Below are 16,350 nucleotides of genomic sequence, written 5' to 3'. Positions count from 1 at the left end.
TAACTTTCAATCGTAATATGGATGTGGCCCGCCAAATAGCAGAACATGTGGGAGCAGACCTGCTTATCTATAGCAAGGATATTTTCAAGGAAGCCTTTGAAAAATATGACCGGATAATTGCTGTGTTTGCTACAGGTATAGTTGTCCGGGACATCGCTCCTCTCATTAAAGATAAGTGGACAGATCCGGCGGTTGTTGTGGTGGATTCGAATCTCAATTTTGCAATCCCTGTCCTGGGTGGGCACCATGGAGGCAATGAACTGGTCCGAAAGATTGCTGAAATTGGTGCGACACCCGTGATAACAACGGCAACTGAAGTCCATAATCGCAACTCTGTCGAGGGTATTGCCAAAAAAATGGGATGCGACATAGTGAACAAGGAATCCACAAAGGATGTGAATTGTGCACTGCTGGAGCAGGATGTCGAGGTTTTGAAAATAAAGGGACCAAAAATTGTGATCGTGGACAATGATGTGTCCGTACTTAAAAGTGAACAGGAAGACACATGATTATAGGAATCGGTGCACGCAGGGGAATCCACAAGGAAGAAGTCCTCGAAGCCATCGCACAGGCACTGGAAACAACAAATACCAGAAAGGAAGATATCGAAGCACTGGCCTCAGCCGAACTTAAAAAAGATGAACAGGGACTTAAAAGTGCAGCTGAAACTATAGGTGTGCCAATTCACTTCCTGTCCCACTCCAGGATTAACGAAATAGATGTACCTTCTATATCAAGGGCATCAAGATTTGGACTTAAAGGTGTGGCAGAACCCTGTGCACTTGCACTTTCTACTAACAAGAATCTGATAATGAAAAAGAAAGTATATGGAAGGATAACAATTGCAATCGCAGAATGATAAAAAAGGAAAACTCTATGTAATCGGGATTGGGCCCGGTTCGGTGGAACAACTTACCATTGCATCCAGGGATGCCATCCTGAATTCTGACTACATAATTGGTAATGGCACATATCTTGATCAGGTCAAGGAACTCCTCAATGACCAGGAAATTATCAGGAGTCATATGGGAAAGGAAGTTGACCGTGCCAAAAAGGCAGTGGAACTTGCAGAGAACAATGTTGTCTCAATGGTAAGTGGTGGGGATGCCAATGTATATGGCATGGCCGGTCTTGTGCTGGAAGTTGCCGAACATTATGAACTGGATGTGGATATCGAAGTCCTGCCTGGCGTTACCGCCATCACAGCAGGAGCAAGCGTACTGGGTGCACCTATTGTCAATGATTTTGCAGTGATAAGCCTCAGTGACCTGTTAACTCCATGGGAACGTATAGAAAAAAGGCTCAGGGCTGCTTCAGAGGCGGATTTTATCATATCTCTCTACAACCCGAAGAGCAGACAACGTAATTCCAACTTCCGGCGGGCCATTGAAATAATACAAAAAACAAGGGATGGATCATCTCCTGTGGGCCTTGTGAAGAATGCACTGCGAGGGGATTCCCAGGAAATGAAGGTAACAACCCTTGGCAAGGTGCTGGATTATGACGACTGGGTGGATATGAGGACCATGATATTGGTCACAACCCCTGAATCCCGTATATGGGGCAAAAAGGGCATGGAAAAGATAATAACCCCCAGGGGGTATCAGAGAAAATATGACTACTGAAGAACAAAACAGTCTGGAACTCGACAAACTTGTGGAAATCACAATGGAAGCAGAACCTGAACTCGTGGAAATGTGCAGGGATATGGGCGCCCAGACAGAAGAAGCAAAAGCCATTTACATGACCAGCAGGCGTATTGCCAGCAAACTGGTTGGAGATGATTCTCCTCAGGGACGTGTCAGGCAGAGATGCATGATATCCACAGGCGATCCTGAAGTTGCCGAAATAATGCGCTTTACGAATGACCCAATAAAAGCAGGAGTAGAAGCTATCAAAAACGGTGCTCCCATTTTTGTCGACATCAATATGGTTAAAGCCGGTATTACCAAAAAGGGGCATGATTGCCCGGTAATCTGTGTCCTTGATGAGGATAAGGATGCAGAAATTGCTCACAAATATGGTATTACAAGAACAGCAGCCGGATTTTTGAATTGCCGTGACAGGCTTGAAGGAGCAATTGTAGCCATAGGAAACGCCCCTTCCGCTGCATTTGCAGTATGCCGGATGATTGACCATGGGATAAAACCCGCTCTTGTGATTGGAACGCCTGTAGGATTTGTCAATTCCGCTGAATCCAAGGAGGAGGTTCGCAAACGGGACATTCCTTCAATAACCTGTGTAGGTACGCGGGGCGGGACACCTATAGCTGTAGCCTGTGTCAATGAAATTGTGGCGATCAAAAGAGATGAAGAAACCTGTGACTGATCAGAAGGTCACAAAAGGGTTGATGCTGAGCATCCAGATACCTGCGATAATCAGCACCAATCCAGCTCCTTTTTTTATATAATTCTGATATTTTGCAACATTGCCATAATTACCCGTAAAATGGGCGGAATAGGCAACCAATAACATCGGTATCGCAAAGCCCAGGGAATAAATGGAAAGCATCGCTGCTCCGTAGTATATATTCCCTTCAACAGCTATCCTGGTGAGCACTGCGCCGAGAATCGGGCCGATACAGGGAAGCCACACAACCCCAAGAGACAGGCCCAGGAGCAATCCGCCGCTTAATCCCCGATTTGCGCTGGCAGGTACGGGAACTTTTGAAAAGATATTGAATATTTCCACATTGCTGACCATAACGATACCAAAACCTATAATGACAGCAGCAGCCAGGATGTTAAGGTAGGCCAGGTAGTCGTGCAGAGCATAACCAAATGCAGAAGTTACAATTCCCATCGATACAAAGGATATGCATAATCCCAAAACAATGGAAAGGGGCCTGAAACGACCCCGGCCTGTTGAGGAGGCGAATAGGGCAGGCAGCAGGGGAAATACGCAGGGAGAAGCAATGCTAGCAATACCTGCAACAAAGATCGCAATGGGAGTTATGGTGTCGGCAACCATTTGTATCCCGCCTTTATATCATGATGTATTATTCTGCCTGTAGGCGATAGCATTGTCCAGTGCCTGCCGGAGGGTATTGTCGTCTGTCAGCCCCACATAACGTGTGGATCTCCGGTCAAAAGAAACATTGCCCTCAGGTCCCATGAACAGATACCTGTCATCCTTAATTCCTGCAATGACACTCATGTCGGGTATTGAATACACTTCGAAGAAAGAGGCTACACGAGGCTCTTCATTAATGTTCACCATGATCACAGAGGCCTTTCCCTTATAATCATCTGCAATAATATCCAGAATGAAATCCTGGTCCCTACAGGGGGCGCAGGTAGGTGAACCGAATTTGATGAGCACAGGTTCCTTTTCCAATAAGGTGTTCAGTTGCTCGATATCCTTAATGTTCGACTCCTGTACAATGGTTTCCTGTTGCTGGTTAACTTCGGGAGCTGTACAGCCGGTAGTCACAAATGCCAATAGCATCACAATCAGCACAAATCCGTACGTAATTCTGTTACCCGCTATCATCCACTAAAAGAGTGGTATATTAAAATATAAGTATTATGCATGGTATCCCCAAATATATACAAAACCCGGATGTAAAAAATCAGGCATTTTTAAGTTTCCACTTCAACAGTACTCCTTCCTCCATCTTTTCAGCACCTATAAGAGAACATACCGGCATGTCGGCTTCACCAAACCCATCACCGTCAATAAGAGTAGGAGCGGTTGCCCCTCCTATTATGAGATTTCCTATAAAGGAATATATTTCGTCCACAAGCCCGTTTTTTACAAGTCCCCAGTTAAGGCTGGCGCCACCTTCAACCATAAGCCGGTGTATGCCCATTTCATCAAGTATGGATAACAATTCAGGAAGATCCACCTGATCTCCGCCAATCATTATGACCATAGCCTTTTTTCTCAGTGATTCGACCCTGTCAAAAGCTGCACTTTCAGAAACTGCAATTATTCTTTTACCAGCACCCTTCCTGAATATATCAGCATCTGTTGGAATACGTGCCTTGCTGTCCACCACGATTCGTACGGGATTTTCATCAAGTCCATTTGCAAGCCTTTTAGCCCGCTTTTCATCGGATTTGACAGTAAGGCTGGGATCATCAGCAAGAACAGTTCCAATTCCTACCATTACTGCATCAGAACTTGCTCGTAATTCGTCCATTCTTTCAAAATCCACATCCCCTGATATCCTTACCTGACGCCGCTGTCGGGTGGATATTTTCCCGTCAATGGACATTGCAGAATTTATAAATGTAAAGGGAGTGGGCATGAAATCCCTTCAGTTTCAATTATAAGATCAGCTATCAATAAGTGCTTTCATGAGGTAACGGTCTCTCAGCAGGCCAATGAATGCACCGTTTGCATCCACTACAGGAACCTGATCTACCCTGTTTCTTTTCATCTTGAGAGCACATTCACTAACACTCATATTGCTGGATGCCTTGATCAGATCGGTAACCATCACTTCTTTTACAGGCACGTCCGGAACTTTTATTCTGGATACGCTATAATATATGCTGAGAGTATCGCGCATGGATTCCCAGGTCCATTCGTCATCGCCAGAACCAGCAGACATATCAGACATTTCAAGAGAATCTTCTATGACACTTGCACTGATGATGTCACGGTCAGATATTATACCTACAAGATCAAGTTCAGAATCAAGTACTGGAACTGCTTTTATATGTGCAAGTTCCATGTTCCTGGCAACTAAGGGCAAAGGTGTTTCAGACCATACCGGACCAATACCTTTCCTGCCCAGATATTTACTTATTGGGTCATCGAGTTGCAGGGAGGCCATACTTGCAACAATATCGGCAACTGTTATCATACCTTCAAGCTTATCGTCATCATCCACAACCGGCAACCTTCTGAAACCATATTCCATCAGGTATTGCGCGGCTTTTTTGATGTTATCTTCAGGTTTGATCTTTATAGGATTACGTGTCATGAGCAAAGCAATCTGTTCTTCTTCAGGATTACTCAGAAGATTGCTTCTACTTACGATACCAACAACCCGATTGTCTTTGAGCACCGGTACACCGGATACTTTTTTATCTTTCAGGATACTCAGAACCTCATCGCGTGAACCGGGCAGAGTGGCTGCGGCGACATCAGTCACCATGATATCCTTAATAAGGGTTTTTTTTGGCATTTTCTAGGAACCTCAATAAAATTTTCAATAGTTTTTTTATTCCTCTTCATTTCCCCTTACTACCATAACGGGGACATGTGAGTTACGGGTGACCTTTTCTGCAACGCTTCCAAGAAGGAATCTGTCAAGTCCACTTTTACCATGGGTACCCATGACTATAAGGTCAATTCCATTGTTTTCAGCAAAATCAATTATCTCGTGACCCGGATGACCTTCAAGCAATTTTGATTCTATTTCAATATTCTCGCCGGTGTCAGCTATCACTTTATCGGTTATTTCCTTTCCTTCCTTTTCAAGAAGTTCATACATCATTTCCCATCCGCCATCCATGGGAATGGAATCAAATGATGCGGTATCCACAACATATGTCACGTATACTCTGGCCCCACTGAGTTTTGCCAGTTCAATTCCATAAGAGATCGCTTTTTTGTTCTCTGTGGAACCATCGGTAGCGATCAGTATTTTTTTGTAGATTTCACTTGCCATATTTGATCTCTCGAATAAATGAATAGATTAATGGATTATTGATAAGATATCGTCCGGTCTTGCCCGACGAACAAGACCACTTAATACATCCTGTATTCCTTTAAGATTATTTGACGTGCCATCCAATACCATCAGGTTTGCCTTATATCCTTCCCGTAGAGGGCCCTTTCCCTCCATCTCCAATATTGATGCCCCATTAAGTGTGCACATTTTAAATACTTGTCTATCCTCAAGTCCATAAACCTTTGAAAGGAACTCCATCTCAGAGAACATATTTACAGAATTCAGCATAACATTGTCAGTACCTACGCCCACATTTATACCGGCTTTCAACATTTCAGCAACAGGTGCCATCCCCACTCCTGTAAGGAAATTGGACCTGGGACAGACAACTACCGGAATCGATGCATCGGCAACGTTTTTGAGGTCTGACTGTACTGCCTGTGTCAGATGGACAAGCATATCAGGCTGCAGGGATAGGGCATCTTTAATATCGTGGTGGGATTTTTCACCGGCATGTATGCAAAAAGGACTTCTGGATTTGTGACAGGTATCTGCAATCTGTGCCAGTAGATTCAAATCCACATCATGTGCACCGCTCATACCTATACCATCGGCCTGGGAAAGAAGTAGGGATACCCCCTCCTGCACAGGCATATTGAACTCCCTGCTGTCGGGTCTTGCAAATATCCTGGAATCAATATCCATATCTTTTAATGCATCTTTCAGTGCCAGCACGCCCCTGTTTCCTCCCTCCCGGAAATCTGCAAAACTGGTGGTTCCTGTGGCAAGCATGTCCCTGATGGAAAATTTCATGTATTCTATAAGTTCCCTGTCAGAAGTTTTTGCAAGAATGCGGTGTTTTAAGCCATCCGGTGGCCTGACCAGACTGTTCAGGTCCCTTTGTATCACAAAATCCTCAGGCAGGCCTATGCAGGGGTCTTTACAAACCGAGTCCCCTATATGGGTGTGACAGTTGGTAAAACAGGGAGCAATAATATTTTCAGAAGATGTCTGCTCCTCACATACTTCATGTATTATACCATCCCGGATACATACATAACCTTTCACCAAAGACAGATCATCCCCATAGAGGATGTTACCATAAATAATCTGTTCACGGGTCATTGGGGACATAATCCTGTATGCATATGTATTAATAATTATAAAATTAACGCTGGATATATCCTATTTAAATTTTGCAGTTACAACCTTTTTTCCTGAGAGCGTCTTTTTGCTCATCGATGGATGTTATAAGAGTGTCCTGCCTGGATCCCCCTGTCGCAAGGGTAGGTTCAAGGGGACTGTGGTGGTTATACTCCCGCTTCTTCATTTCACTAACAATATTTTCATGGCGCAGGTAGAGGGCGTGTAATTTACCTTTCCAGCGAAGAGTTTCAGGATGATTGGAATAAACCTTTTTATTTTTAGTGATAATGGACCAGAGAGCATGCAATTCCCTGTGTTCTCCAAGCAGATGCTGTCTGCAAAGGTCGGATGGTGGTAAATCCCATATCCTCATGTAATATAGATTGATTTATTCTTATTTGAAATTAACAATCTGTGATTCAGGCATCAAAACAAAAAATATATTTAACAATGATGTAACCTACTGAATCTTCAATTACAATCATTAATTCATATCAGGTTAGATACGATGAAAATCAGCAGACCAAGAGGAACAAGAGATTTCCTTCCTGAGAATACGCGATTGAGACGTTTTGTTGAAAACAGGATGAGAGACGTAGTTTCCAGATGGGGATATCACGAAATAATCACTCCCACTTTTGAAAATCTCGAACTATTCACCCTCAAATCCGGAGAAGGAGTCACAGGGGAGATTTACAATTTTTTTGATAAGGGTGGCAGGGAGCTTGCCCTGCGTCCGGAACTTACGGCACCTGTCATGCGTATGTATGTGAACGAAATGCAGGCAACCCCCCGTCCGCTAAAACTTTTCTATTTCGAAAATTGCTTCCGTTATGAGAGGCCCCAAAAGGGACGTTTCAGGGAATTCTGGCAATTTGGGGTTGAGACTATTGGCAGCAGCCGTCCTGACGCTGATGCCGAAGTAATAGCTCTTGCAGAAGAAATGATCGAATCTGTAGGGATCAAGGGAGACCTGCATGTAGGACATCTGGGGATTATCCGTCATATTCTAAAAGAACTCGAGGCAGAACAGCAGACAAAAATAATGAGATTTGTGGATAAAAAGGACGATACCGGACTTGATAATTATCTTGAACAAATCAATGCATCAATAGAGCTTCGCAATGAGCTGTTTGAACTTGTCAGTATCACCGGAGACGATGCAATAGAAAAGGCAAGGCAAATTGTAGGGGATATTGAAGAACTCCAGATTTTTGAAGAACTGACACAAATCCTGGATGCCTATAATGTGAAATATTCTGTGGACTTTGGTATTGCCAGGGGCCTTGATTATTACACTGGTATGGTTTTTGAGATATATGCCAGCAATCTTGGTGCCCAGAACCAGATATGTGGGGGTGGCTCCTACCAGTTGATACAGCTTTTCGGGGGAGGAGATGTTCCTTCAACCGGATTTGGACTTGGTTTTGATCGTATAATGGAGATATGCGAACTTGAACCTGAGCAAAAAAGGGAAGTTGTGCTTGTGGCAACAGATGACACCCGGCTGGATGCAATAGGGATTGCGCGCGAATTACGTAGGGATGTGCCGGTATATCTCGATATAATGCAGCGAAACTTCAAGGGCCAGCTGTCTCATGCCAATAACATTGGTGCCCGATATGTAGTGATAGTGGGCAAGAGGGAAATGGAGGCCGGCAAGGTTACCCTGAAGGATATGGAATCAGGTGAACAACACCAGTTGACTGTTGAAGATGCCAGGGAGCATATTCTCAAAAGTGGATGGTAACGGATATCACCTAATATGTGATAGCCAATGCAGATTATGTATTGTATCAATAATACTAATTCCATTAATTTAGAAGTATAGTATCATGAGTTGTAAATACTGCAAATTATCTTATGGGAAACCTGTAATTCATAGAAACAGAGGAATGGTAATCAATTAAGCACTCCTGCAAAACCAATAGTAAAAAGCAAAATAATAAATAGCATGGAGTCCCAAGCTATTTTTCACACTGTTTACTATATAACTGAATTCTATGTATGGACAAATGTGTATAAAAACATTTGTTTCTTACTAAAAAATGTCTTTCAGATGAAATCGATGTGCTTTCTCCAGGAAGTGGAATAAATCCTAAAACTCCTTTTGAGAATGTAAAGGCACTTGTTCGAGCAAGAGATGAGTACTATGCCAAAAAATCCCATCCTGCAAAAAGGTAAAAAATCCCATCAAAAATATAGACAAACAACCCAATTACAACAATTTGTGGCCATTAATAATAGCAGTTTTTATGAAATTCTATTGCTCTATTTGTGAGGAGGAAAGCAAATGACAGAAATAACTGTATATTCGAATGTATGTGATTTTACGCATAAAATAAATGGGAAATTGGATGGTGACAAGATCATCATCGATATAGACACACCCTGTGAAAAGGTCAAGAAGATGTCCCATCTGGAAGTTCCTATGATGGACCTGTTCGATATAAAGGACAACTGTGTCATGCAAAAGGCCCAGGAAGCAAAATGCAGTGTTACATGCCTTGTTCCCTGTGCTGTCCTCCATGTGTGCTGTCTGGAAGCAGGCATGATGTCGAAATCTTTGGTCCATAAGACAGGGGATGTTCGTATAGAGTTTGAATGATCTTTGGAATAGAGAATCAATACAGATGATTCGGGGGTGATATATTGTCAGAAGAAATGACATCTAAAGAGCGGTTTGTTAATGCTCTTGAGATGAAGGATGTAGATAGGATGCCCTATGGGTATCTCTGGTTCGGAGCAGGCAACAATGTCCTGAAGTGTATGAATGCCAGCATGATCGACGTCTATTATTCTGCAGAGGGAATAGCCAGGGCGCAGATACTTGCAAGGCAGATGTACCATCATGACAATGTTATGTCTCCCTGGGGATGTCTGCTTGTTGAGGCAGAAGCACTTGGCACCCGGCTGAACATCAAGGATAACCGGTATCCTACGATAGCCGGGTATCCACTAAGCTCTGCAAGTGAATATGATCGGATTAATCCCCTTGATATTGAAAAGTCCCACAGGATCGATACGGTTGTACATTCAGTAGGGATACTCAAAAAGGAGCTCAAGGACGAGGTCTTTATCACAGGTGCCATGCTTTCCCCTTTGATGCTTGCTTCTCAGTTACTTGAAGCCAGCAGTCTTTACATAGAAATGCTCACTGAAAAAGAGAATGTTCATGAGTTACTTGAAAGACTCACACAAAGCTGTATCCTGTATGCTGACCGGCTTATTGAAGAAGGGGTTGACGGCATCTTCGTTGAGAATGGGGGGAACACTGCAGACCTTTTTAGTCCAGATATGGCTGAGGAATTCATGCTCCCTTATACAAAACAGCTCTATGCACATATCCAGAATAATGGCATTTATGTAATCTCCCATAATTGTGCTGAACATGCCTTCCATGATATGGAAGCATCTTTAAGACCAGATGCCCTGAACTTCGCTTTCGGGGATGTTAACACTCTGGGCAAGAAGTATGGTATCGAATGTACAAAGATCCATAAGAAGGCCGGATGCAGCCCAAGATATTGTTTTAAGGAACTTGAAAAACATGGTATCTGCCTTATGGGTAACATCAATCCCAATGTTTTCTGCAGGGATTCTTTAGATGATATTGAGCACGAGGTAAAAAGTTGTATGGACTGTGCTCCAGAAAAGGGTTTTATTCTCTCGACAGGCTGTGAGATCCCTCTTAGCACACCGATCGAGGAAATGGAAACCCTCTGGAGATCGATAAGTCCTCGTTTGTGAGCAGGGTCATACGGACGATCTATCTTCAAATCCTGTCTCGAAATGAATTGAACCTTATTGGAGAAGTGGTCCCATGAATCAGAAAATAGCATGTATGGACGAAGAAATATTGAATAAGCAGCAGTGTCATTGGGAAAATGTATTTTTAAAGAACAATTCGATGTTCGGTGAAAGATGCAGTGGTCCTGCCATGAAAGCAGCAGAACTCTTCAAGGAAGAGGGTAGAACAAAAATCCTTGAACTGGGGGCAGGTCAGGGAAGGGACACTTTGTTCTTTGCAAATAATGGTTTCGAGGTATATTCTCTTGATTACTCCAGACAGGGGATTGAATGTATAGATCAGAGGTCCCGGGATATGGGACTATCTGGATCGATAACAGCCTTGCAGCATAATGTCAGGGAATCTCTGCCTTTCGATGATGGGTCTTTCGATGCCTGTTTTTCTCATATGCTCTACTGTATGCCCCTAAAAACATCTGAACTTGTATTCATTTCAAAAGAAATCATGAGGGTTCTGAAACCTAGGGGTCTGAACATATTCACTACACGACACACAGGCGATCCTCAATATCGAACAGGAGTTCACAGGGGAGAGGACATGTGGCAGATAAAGGGTGGATTCATTGTCCATTTCCTGAGCAGGGAGAAGGTGGAGCACATTTCGCAAGGGTATGATATCGTTGATGTAGAGGAATTTGAAGAAGGGCAGCTTCCAAAAAAACTTTTCAAGATCGCCCTTAGAAAAAAAGCAATAAAAAAATTGATATGATTGTAAATGAGAGTATCGCGGAAAATATCTAATTGGGACTATACCCATAGAATATCCCTGACCTGTCGTTTGATCCTATCGTACATGTTGTGGATGCCAGCAGCTTTGGATATGAGATCGACAATCTCTCGAAGTTTGTAATTACACAGATCGAGGAGTCCGTTATACTGTGCCTGAACAAGGTGGACATCGCTGATCATGAATATTTGATATCTGTCAGGCAACTTCTTAAGACCATCAACCCTGATGCCAGGATCTTTGAATTTTCGGCAAAGATGTTGGATGAGGGCTTCTCACAGTTCATCGATGAGCTGGCAGGTAAGATGCACCTGAGAAGTAAAAACATAGAGGATGGAGGATTCGAGGAAGTATATTCAAAAAAGGCAAGATGTGAAAGGGTGCATAAGAACATAAAGTGGACTGTGAATATTTGATAATCTCCATGCATACAGCCGTAATGGCACAAAATATATAACCCATGTGCCTTTAATTAGCACCACTTCGCCAATACAGGGAATCTCCCAATGTTCATACCTGTAACTTTATCGCCACTTTAAATTCAAATCAAAATAATAAGGAGTAATCATAATGGCAAAAATGCACACTCGCAGAAAAGGCCAGGCAGGGTCCACAAAACCCATTCGTACAGAAGTACCCGCATGGTCTTTGCAGGATGCAGAAGAAATCGAAAAGGTGGTTCTTGACTTGTGGAAACAAGGCAACCCCACCAGTGTCATCGGAATGAAGTTGAGAGATAATTATGGAGTTCCTGATGTCAAACTCGCTACAGGAAAGAAGCTCACCGCTATCCTGAAAGAGAATGAAGTAGCAGCTGGTGTTCCTGAAGATCTGTACAATCTTATCGTAAAAGCTATTGGTCTGAGAAAACATGTTGCAGCCAATAACAAAGATGTACATAACAAACGTCCTCTTCAGCTTACCGAATCCAAAATTCGCAGACTGGTTAAATATTATAAGGCAAACAAAGTCCTTCCAGCCGAATGGAAATATAAACCAGAAACTGCAGAAATGCTTATTACTAAGTAAACGGGAATTTGTACAATTCCCCAACTTTTTTAATTTAGTTTTTTCCTGCTGTATCTTCGGTTAATTGCCATTTATTAAAGGCAATGTGAAGGCAAACCCACACAAATCAATAGAAGTATAAATGTGTGCTACATAATGAATCCTTTAATATCAAAATCACTCCATCTATAATTAGCATATGTGGACTGGCAGGTGAAAGTTTTTGGAAAAATTGCGACCCAGTGCAAAAAGGGCATCTGAAAAAATCAGTGAATACTCACGTGTAAGACTCATATCCCATAATGATGCAGACGGGATTACCGCAGCAGCTATAATGTGCCATGCCCTGCTGAGGGAAGATATAATTTTCCACGTAAGCATTGTAAGCCGGCTAGATGAAAATGTTGTGGAAACAGTTAACAATAGCACTGATAATGGTGATCTCGTACTTTTCTGCGACATGGGGAGCGGCCAGCCTGAATTGATTGAAAAAGTCAAAAATGACACCATTATAATAGACCACCACGCACCTGTGGGTGACACAACGGCACACATAATGGTAAACCCTCATCTTGCAGACATAGATGGTGCTTACTATATGTGCGCCTCAACCACTGCTTATGTTGTCGCAACAGAACTTAATCCCGAAAATAAAGAGCTTGCAGGGCTTGCAATTGCAGGTGCCATAGGGGATAAACAGCTTTTTGACAGGGAGAATGGCCAGATCCTGAAAGAAGGAATTGAAAGTGGCTCTATTTCCATAAGGAAAGGATTAAAGATAGGAGATGGTGATCTGGCAGAAGTGCTGGAAAGAACACCTGAACCCTACCTTGACATAACAGGTGAAAAAGAAAAGATCGCAAACTTCCTTAATATTCTGGGTATCAGTGGCCCAGTCGAGGAACTTGATGAAAATCAGATGAAAAAACTTACTTCTGCCGTGGCACTTAAACTGACAAAAAAAGCCAGTCCTGAAGCGATTGATGCCAGTATCGGTGAAGTCTACATTCTCAATCATGAGACCATTCCAAATGTCTACGACATGGTAACCCTCCTCAATTGCTGTGGCAAACTTGAACGTGGGGGTCTTGCCCTTACTGCCTGCCTGCGAGATGAAAAGGCTGCAGAAGAAGGCTGGAAGATTGCGGAACAATACCAGCAAGTTTTGATGGGGCAAATCAAAAAGGCAGAGAAGAAAATTCAAAAACTGCAGCATCTCAGATATATTCAGGGAGAAGACATGGAAGCCACCGGCATGATTGCAGGTATTGTCATCAGGTACATACACCCTGATCTGCCCTTCATTGCCCTGAACAAAGTTGATGATGTTGTAAAAATTTCAGGAAGAGGAACCCGCAAACTTGTTGACGGTGGACTGGATCTTGCAGTTGCCTTAAGAGAGGCAGCTTCCGGAGTAGGAGGTAGCGGAGGGGGACATAATATAGCATCCGGTGCGGCCATACCGCCAGGAAGTGAGGAAGAGTTCCTGAAAGCCCTGGATTCCATTATCGCAAAACAGCTGGGAAACAATGCAGATGAAAATTAAAAGCACTCTTAAACTGCCTGTAGGCCAAAGGGGAAAAACAATTATTGAGTCATTAAGGCCGGACAATCTTGCGAACATGGAAAGTAAAATCCTCCCCGATGAAAATTCCATAACTTTGAGGACAGAAAAACTTTCTTCCCTGATATCTGTTATGGACGATCTCCTTATGAATGCCAAAATTGCCGAAGACCTGGATTTCAATGGAGCAAAAAATGATTAATTCATTCAAAGATTTAGAGGGAAAAATAAATTCATGTACTGCATGCCAGCTCCATGAATCTGCAACCCACAAAGTAATAATGAAGGGGGGGGAAAATCCAAAAGTACTTTTCATAGGTGAAGCCCCCGGCAAGAATGAGGATGCAAGTGGAATACCTTTCTGTGGCAGGGCCGGCAAAATCCTGGATGATATGATAGAAGATATGGATATTCAGCAGAATGATTGGGCGGTGATCAATACAGTCAAATGCAGACCTCCTGATAACCGTAGGCCACGTAAAGGAGAACTTGCCGCCTGTCGGGCTTTTTTTGAAAGGCAAATCGAAATGCTTGATCCAGATGTGATAATTCTGCTCGGAAATACTGCTGAGGAAGCTTTTTTGGGAAACAGGCAACTTCAATGGGGTGAATGCAGGGAAATAGATGGGAAAAATGTGGTGAAATTCTATCATCCTGCAGCCCTCATCTATACCAAAAGTCGCCAGTCTGAACAGCAAGAGTTTATAGAAAAAAACAGTGCATTATGGTAAGTACATTCTTTTTCCAACATGCTGGTTTGTGCCATCAGGTAAAACTTATAATAATTAGTAACAATAACTGAGTCGCTGTAAGGACTTTATTAATCATTATTTAATCATTTCGAGGAAATATAATGGATCTGGAATTCAGATTAAAAGCTGCCTTCAAAACTAGCGGGGACCCCGCACCCGCCGTAGATACCATTCAGGAGTTTCTTGAGGGAGAAGCCCCAAAGATACTCGCCAAAGGAGCACCAGAAGGGGAAGGAGCAAGAATTAAAAGATGGAATGTAAAGGATAACCGGATAAACATTGAGATAGTCTCCGGCCGGTATGTCCGATCTCATGATGCAATTATCCGGCTGCGTAAACCTCTTGCTGGCAAAATTGGAAAGGAATACCATCTGGGCATCCGGGGTATTGATGTTGATGAGTTTGTCATAAAAATGGCTTCTGAAAAATCAGTCGGAGATCTGAAGATACCACATGTCAGTTCAATGGATTATGACGGAGAATACATCACACTCAATCTGGATGTTGGAGAAGCAGAACTTGAAAACCGTATTCCTGACAGAATACTTACCCTTATGGAGGACAAGATAAGAGAAAAGGTCTATGGCGGCAAGACCGAACACTGGAACCTTCTGTGGCAGAGTGAAAAAAAAGCACACCCATTTGAGAAGGATCCTACCCAGGAAATGCTAGAAAAAGGGTGGATTAAAAGAGGGGCCAGCAGAGGACAATGGATCCACGGTCCCCAGTCCACGAAATTGTTCCGCACTTTTGAAAAGATTGTTCTTGAGGAACTTCTTGAACCCCTGGGATACCAGGAAATGATTTTCCCGAAACTTGTTCCCTGGGATGTGTGGAAAAAATCCGGGCATGCCAAAGGGGTCTACCCCGAAATCTACTATGTATGCCCCCCGAAGACCCGTGATCCGGAATACTGGGAAGAGGTCGCTGACTACTACAAGGTTACAAAAGAAGTGCCTACAGAACTAATCAAGGAAAAAATCGGCGATCCTATAGGTGGTCTGTGCTATGCCCAGTGTCCCCCCTTCTGGATGTATTTACAGGGCGAAACCATACCAACAGACTCGTTCCCCCTGAAGGTATTTGACCGCTCCGGGACATCCCACAGGTATGAAAGTGGTGGCATCCACGGCATGGAACGTGTTGATGAATTCCATCGTATCGAAATTGTCTGGCTGGGTACAAAGGAACAGGTAGTCAAAGCCTCAGAAGAGCTCCACGAACGCTATATGCATATCTTCAATGAAATCCTGGACCTTGAATGGAGAAAGGCCTGGGTCACACCATGGTTCATGGCACAGGAGGGACTTGCAGGTGTATCGGATGAGCAAAGTGCCGGTACTACAGACTATGAGGCGCCTCTGCCGTACAGGGGAGAGGACGGCGAATGGCTTGAGTTCCAGAACGTGAGTGTCAACGGGGATAAATATCCTTCCGGTTTTAATGTGAAAAGCCAGTCGGGAGACAAACTCTGGTCCGGATGTTCGGGTGTTGGGCTGGAAAGGTGGACCTCGGCTTTCCTTGCACAGAAAGGCCTGGATCCGGAAAACTGGCCGGCAAAATTCCGGAAGCGTTTTGGAGAAATGCCTGAAGGAATAAGGTTCTTCTAAACTGGATAACCGATTTGTTTATATATGGACATGTCTAGTATAGAAGGCCACTAATAGCCTATATTATAGAATTACATTGATCATCGACAGAGAAATATCACACTAAC

At 43.3% G+C, this 16,350-nt stretch carries 22 protein-coding genes; 15 read left to right on the top strand and 7 right to left on the bottom strand.

Annotation, left to right across the window (positions count from 1 at the left end; all coding sequences use genetic code 11):
* The first annotated feature begins 17 nt into the window (after window positions 1–17).
* The 4 genes from CI957_RS04140 to CI957_RS04125 are packed head-to-tail and all read left to right on the top strand — an operon-like array spanning window position 18 to window position 2,328.
* Window positions 18–509, top strand: coding sequence for a cobalamin biosynthesis protein CbiG (locus CI957_RS04140; RefSeq protein ID WP_096711875.1), 492 nt, complete (start codon window positions 18–20; stop codon window positions 507–509).
* On the top strand, window positions 506–859 hold the full coding sequence (locus tag CI957_RS04135; RefSeq protein WP_105459907.1) for a cobalamin biosynthesis protein: 354 nt from the start codon (window positions 506–508) through the stop codon (window positions 857–859). The genes CI957_RS04140 and CI957_RS04135 overlap by 4 nt, the downstream gene beginning before the upstream one ends.
* Window positions 843–1,625 carry a precorrin-3B C(17)-methyltransferase gene (gene cobJ, locus CI957_RS04130; RefSeq protein ID WP_096711873.1) on the top strand — a complete coding sequence of 261 codons (783 nt, stop codon included), beginning with the start codon at window positions 843–845 and terminating at the stop codon, window positions 1,623–1,625. Before CI957_RS04135 ends, cobJ begins: the two co-directional genes overlap by 17 nt.
* Window positions 1,615–2,328, top strand: coding sequence for a precorrin-8X methylmutase (locus CI957_RS04125; RefSeq protein WP_096711872.1), 714 nt, complete (start codon window positions 1,615–1,617; stop codon window positions 2,326–2,328). Before cobJ ends, CI957_RS04125 begins: the two co-directional genes overlap by 11 nt.
* On the opposite strand, the gene CI957_RS04120 is transcribed toward CI957_RS04125, so the two are convergent.
* The 7 genes from CI957_RS04120 to CI957_RS04090 form a co-directional block, all read right to left on the bottom strand.
* Window positions 2,329–2,970 carry a cytochrome c biogenesis CcdA family protein gene (locus CI957_RS04120; protein ID WP_096711871.1) on the bottom strand — a complete coding sequence of 214 codons (642 nt, stop codon included), beginning with the start codon at window positions 2,968–2,970 and terminating at the stop codon, window positions 2,329–2,331.
* Between the two features lie 18 nt (window positions 2,971–2,988).
* The gene (locus tag CI957_RS04115; RefSeq protein ID WP_105459909.1) at window positions 2,989–3,492 is read right to left on the bottom strand and encodes a co-chaperone YbbN; all 504 of its coding nucleotides are present in this window, start codon (window positions 3,490–3,492) and stop codon (window positions 2,989–2,991) included.
* A 79-nt stretch (window positions 3,493–3,571) separates the two neighbouring features.
* Window positions 3,572–4,252 (bottom strand): 2,5-diamino-6-(ribosylamino)-4(3H)-pyrimidinone 5'-phosphate reductase, encoded by a 681-nt coding sequence (locus CI957_RS04110; protein WP_128754268.1) that lies wholly within the window; start codon window positions 4,250–4,252, stop codon window positions 3,572–3,574.
* A gap of 27 nt (window positions 4,253–4,279) precedes the next feature.
* Window positions 4,280–5,137: a CBS domain-containing protein gene (locus CI957_RS04105; RefSeq protein ID WP_128754267.1), complete on the bottom strand. Its 858-nt coding sequence runs from the start codon at window positions 5,135–5,137 to the stop codon at window positions 4,280–4,282.
* Between the two features lie 36 nt (window positions 5,138–5,173).
* Window positions 5,174–5,623 (bottom strand): universal stress protein, encoded by a 450-nt coding sequence (locus tag CI957_RS04100; RefSeq protein ID WP_128754266.1) that lies wholly within the window; start codon window positions 5,621–5,623, stop codon window positions 5,174–5,176.
* 27 nt (window positions 5,624–5,650) lie between these two features.
* The gene (locus CI957_RS04095) at window positions 5,651–6,760 is read right to left on the bottom strand and encodes an amidohydrolase family protein (protein ID WP_128754265.1); all 1,110 of its coding nucleotides are present in this window, start codon (window positions 6,758–6,760) and stop codon (window positions 5,651–5,653) included.
* 55 nt (window positions 6,761–6,815) lie between these two features.
* Entirely contained in the window at window positions 6,816–7,145 is a 330-nt protein-coding gene (locus tag CI957_RS04090) for a pyrimidine dimer DNA glycosylase/endonuclease V (protein WP_128754264.1), read from the bottom strand.
* 135 nt (window positions 7,146–7,280) lie between these two features.
* On the opposite strand from CI957_RS04090, the gene hisS reads away from it, so the two are divergent.
* From hisS to CI957_RS04035, 11 genes are all read left to right on the top strand, one after another.
* Window positions 7,281–8,522, top strand: coding sequence for a histidine--tRNA ligase (gene hisS / locus CI957_RS04085; RefSeq protein WP_128754263.1), 1,242 nt, complete (start codon window positions 7,281–7,283; stop codon window positions 8,520–8,522).
* A 281-nt stretch (window positions 8,523–8,803) separates the two neighbouring features.
* The gene (locus CI957_RS04080; protein WP_241645886.1) at window positions 8,804–8,956 is read left to right on the top strand and encodes a uroporphyrinogen decarboxylase family protein; all 153 of its coding nucleotides are present in this window, start codon (window positions 8,804–8,806) and stop codon (window positions 8,954–8,956) included.
* Between the two features lie 109 nt (window positions 8,957–9,065).
* Window positions 9,066–9,380, top strand: coding sequence for a DUF6951 family protein (locus CI957_RS04075; RefSeq protein ID WP_096711863.1), 315 nt, complete (start codon window positions 9,066–9,068; stop codon window positions 9,378–9,380).
* A gap of 44 nt (window positions 9,381–9,424) precedes the next feature.
* A complete protein-coding gene (locus CI957_RS04070; RefSeq protein ID WP_241645883.1) occupies window positions 9,425–10,522 on the top strand; it encodes a uroporphyrinogen decarboxylase family protein in 1,098 nt (365 codons plus the stop codon).
* Window positions 10,523–10,595: 73 nt separating this feature from the next.
* Window positions 10,596–11,291 (top strand): class I SAM-dependent methyltransferase, encoded by a 696-nt coding sequence (locus CI957_RS04065; RefSeq protein WP_105459912.1) that lies wholly within the window; start codon window positions 10,596–10,598, stop codon window positions 11,289–11,291.
* A 53-nt stretch (window positions 11,292–11,344) separates the two neighbouring features.
* Window positions 11,345–11,725 carry a GTP-binding protein gene (locus CI957_RS11210; protein ID WP_123151335.1) on the top strand — a complete coding sequence of 127 codons (381 nt, stop codon included), beginning with the start codon at window positions 11,345–11,347 and terminating at the stop codon, window positions 11,723–11,725.
* 154 nt (window positions 11,726–11,879) lie between these two features.
* The gene (locus tag CI957_RS04055; RefSeq protein ID WP_128754262.1) at window positions 11,880–12,338 is read left to right on the top strand and encodes a 30S ribosomal protein S15; all 459 of its coding nucleotides are present in this window, start codon (window positions 11,880–11,882) and stop codon (window positions 12,336–12,338) included.
* Between the two features lie 202 nt (window positions 12,339–12,540).
* Complete coding sequence (locus CI957_RS04050) at window positions 12,541–13,863, top strand: DHH family phosphoesterase (RefSeq protein WP_096711858.1); 1,323 nt, start codon at window positions 12,541–12,543, stop codon at window positions 13,861–13,863.
* The gene (locus CI957_RS04045) at window positions 13,847–14,083 is read left to right on the top strand and encodes a KEOPS complex subunit Pcc1 (protein WP_241645881.1); all 237 of its coding nucleotides are present in this window, start codon (window positions 13,847–13,849) and stop codon (window positions 14,081–14,083) included. The genes CI957_RS04050 and CI957_RS04045 overlap by 17 nt, the downstream gene beginning before the upstream one ends.
* A complete protein-coding gene (locus tag CI957_RS04040; protein ID WP_096711857.1) occupies window positions 14,076–14,612 on the top strand; it encodes a uracil-DNA glycosylase in 537 nt (178 codons plus the stop codon). The genes CI957_RS04045 and CI957_RS04040 overlap by 8 nt, the downstream gene beginning before the upstream one ends.
* 122 nt (window positions 14,613–14,734) lie before the next feature.
* Entirely contained in the window at window positions 14,735–16,243 is a 1,509-nt protein-coding gene (locus tag CI957_RS04035; protein ID WP_096711856.1) for a serine--tRNA ligase, read from the top strand.
* Window positions 16,244–16,350: the final 107 nt, after the last annotated feature.

The organism is Methanohalophilus sp. WG1-DM (assembly GCF_004104135.1).
Taxonomy (GTDB): domain Archaea; phylum Halobacteriota; class Methanosarcinia; order Methanosarcinales; family Methanosarcinaceae; genus Methanohalophilus; species Methanohalophilus euhalobius.
Note: the sequence above shows the minus strand (reverse complement) of the source record. Positions and strands in the feature narration are given on the sequence as shown.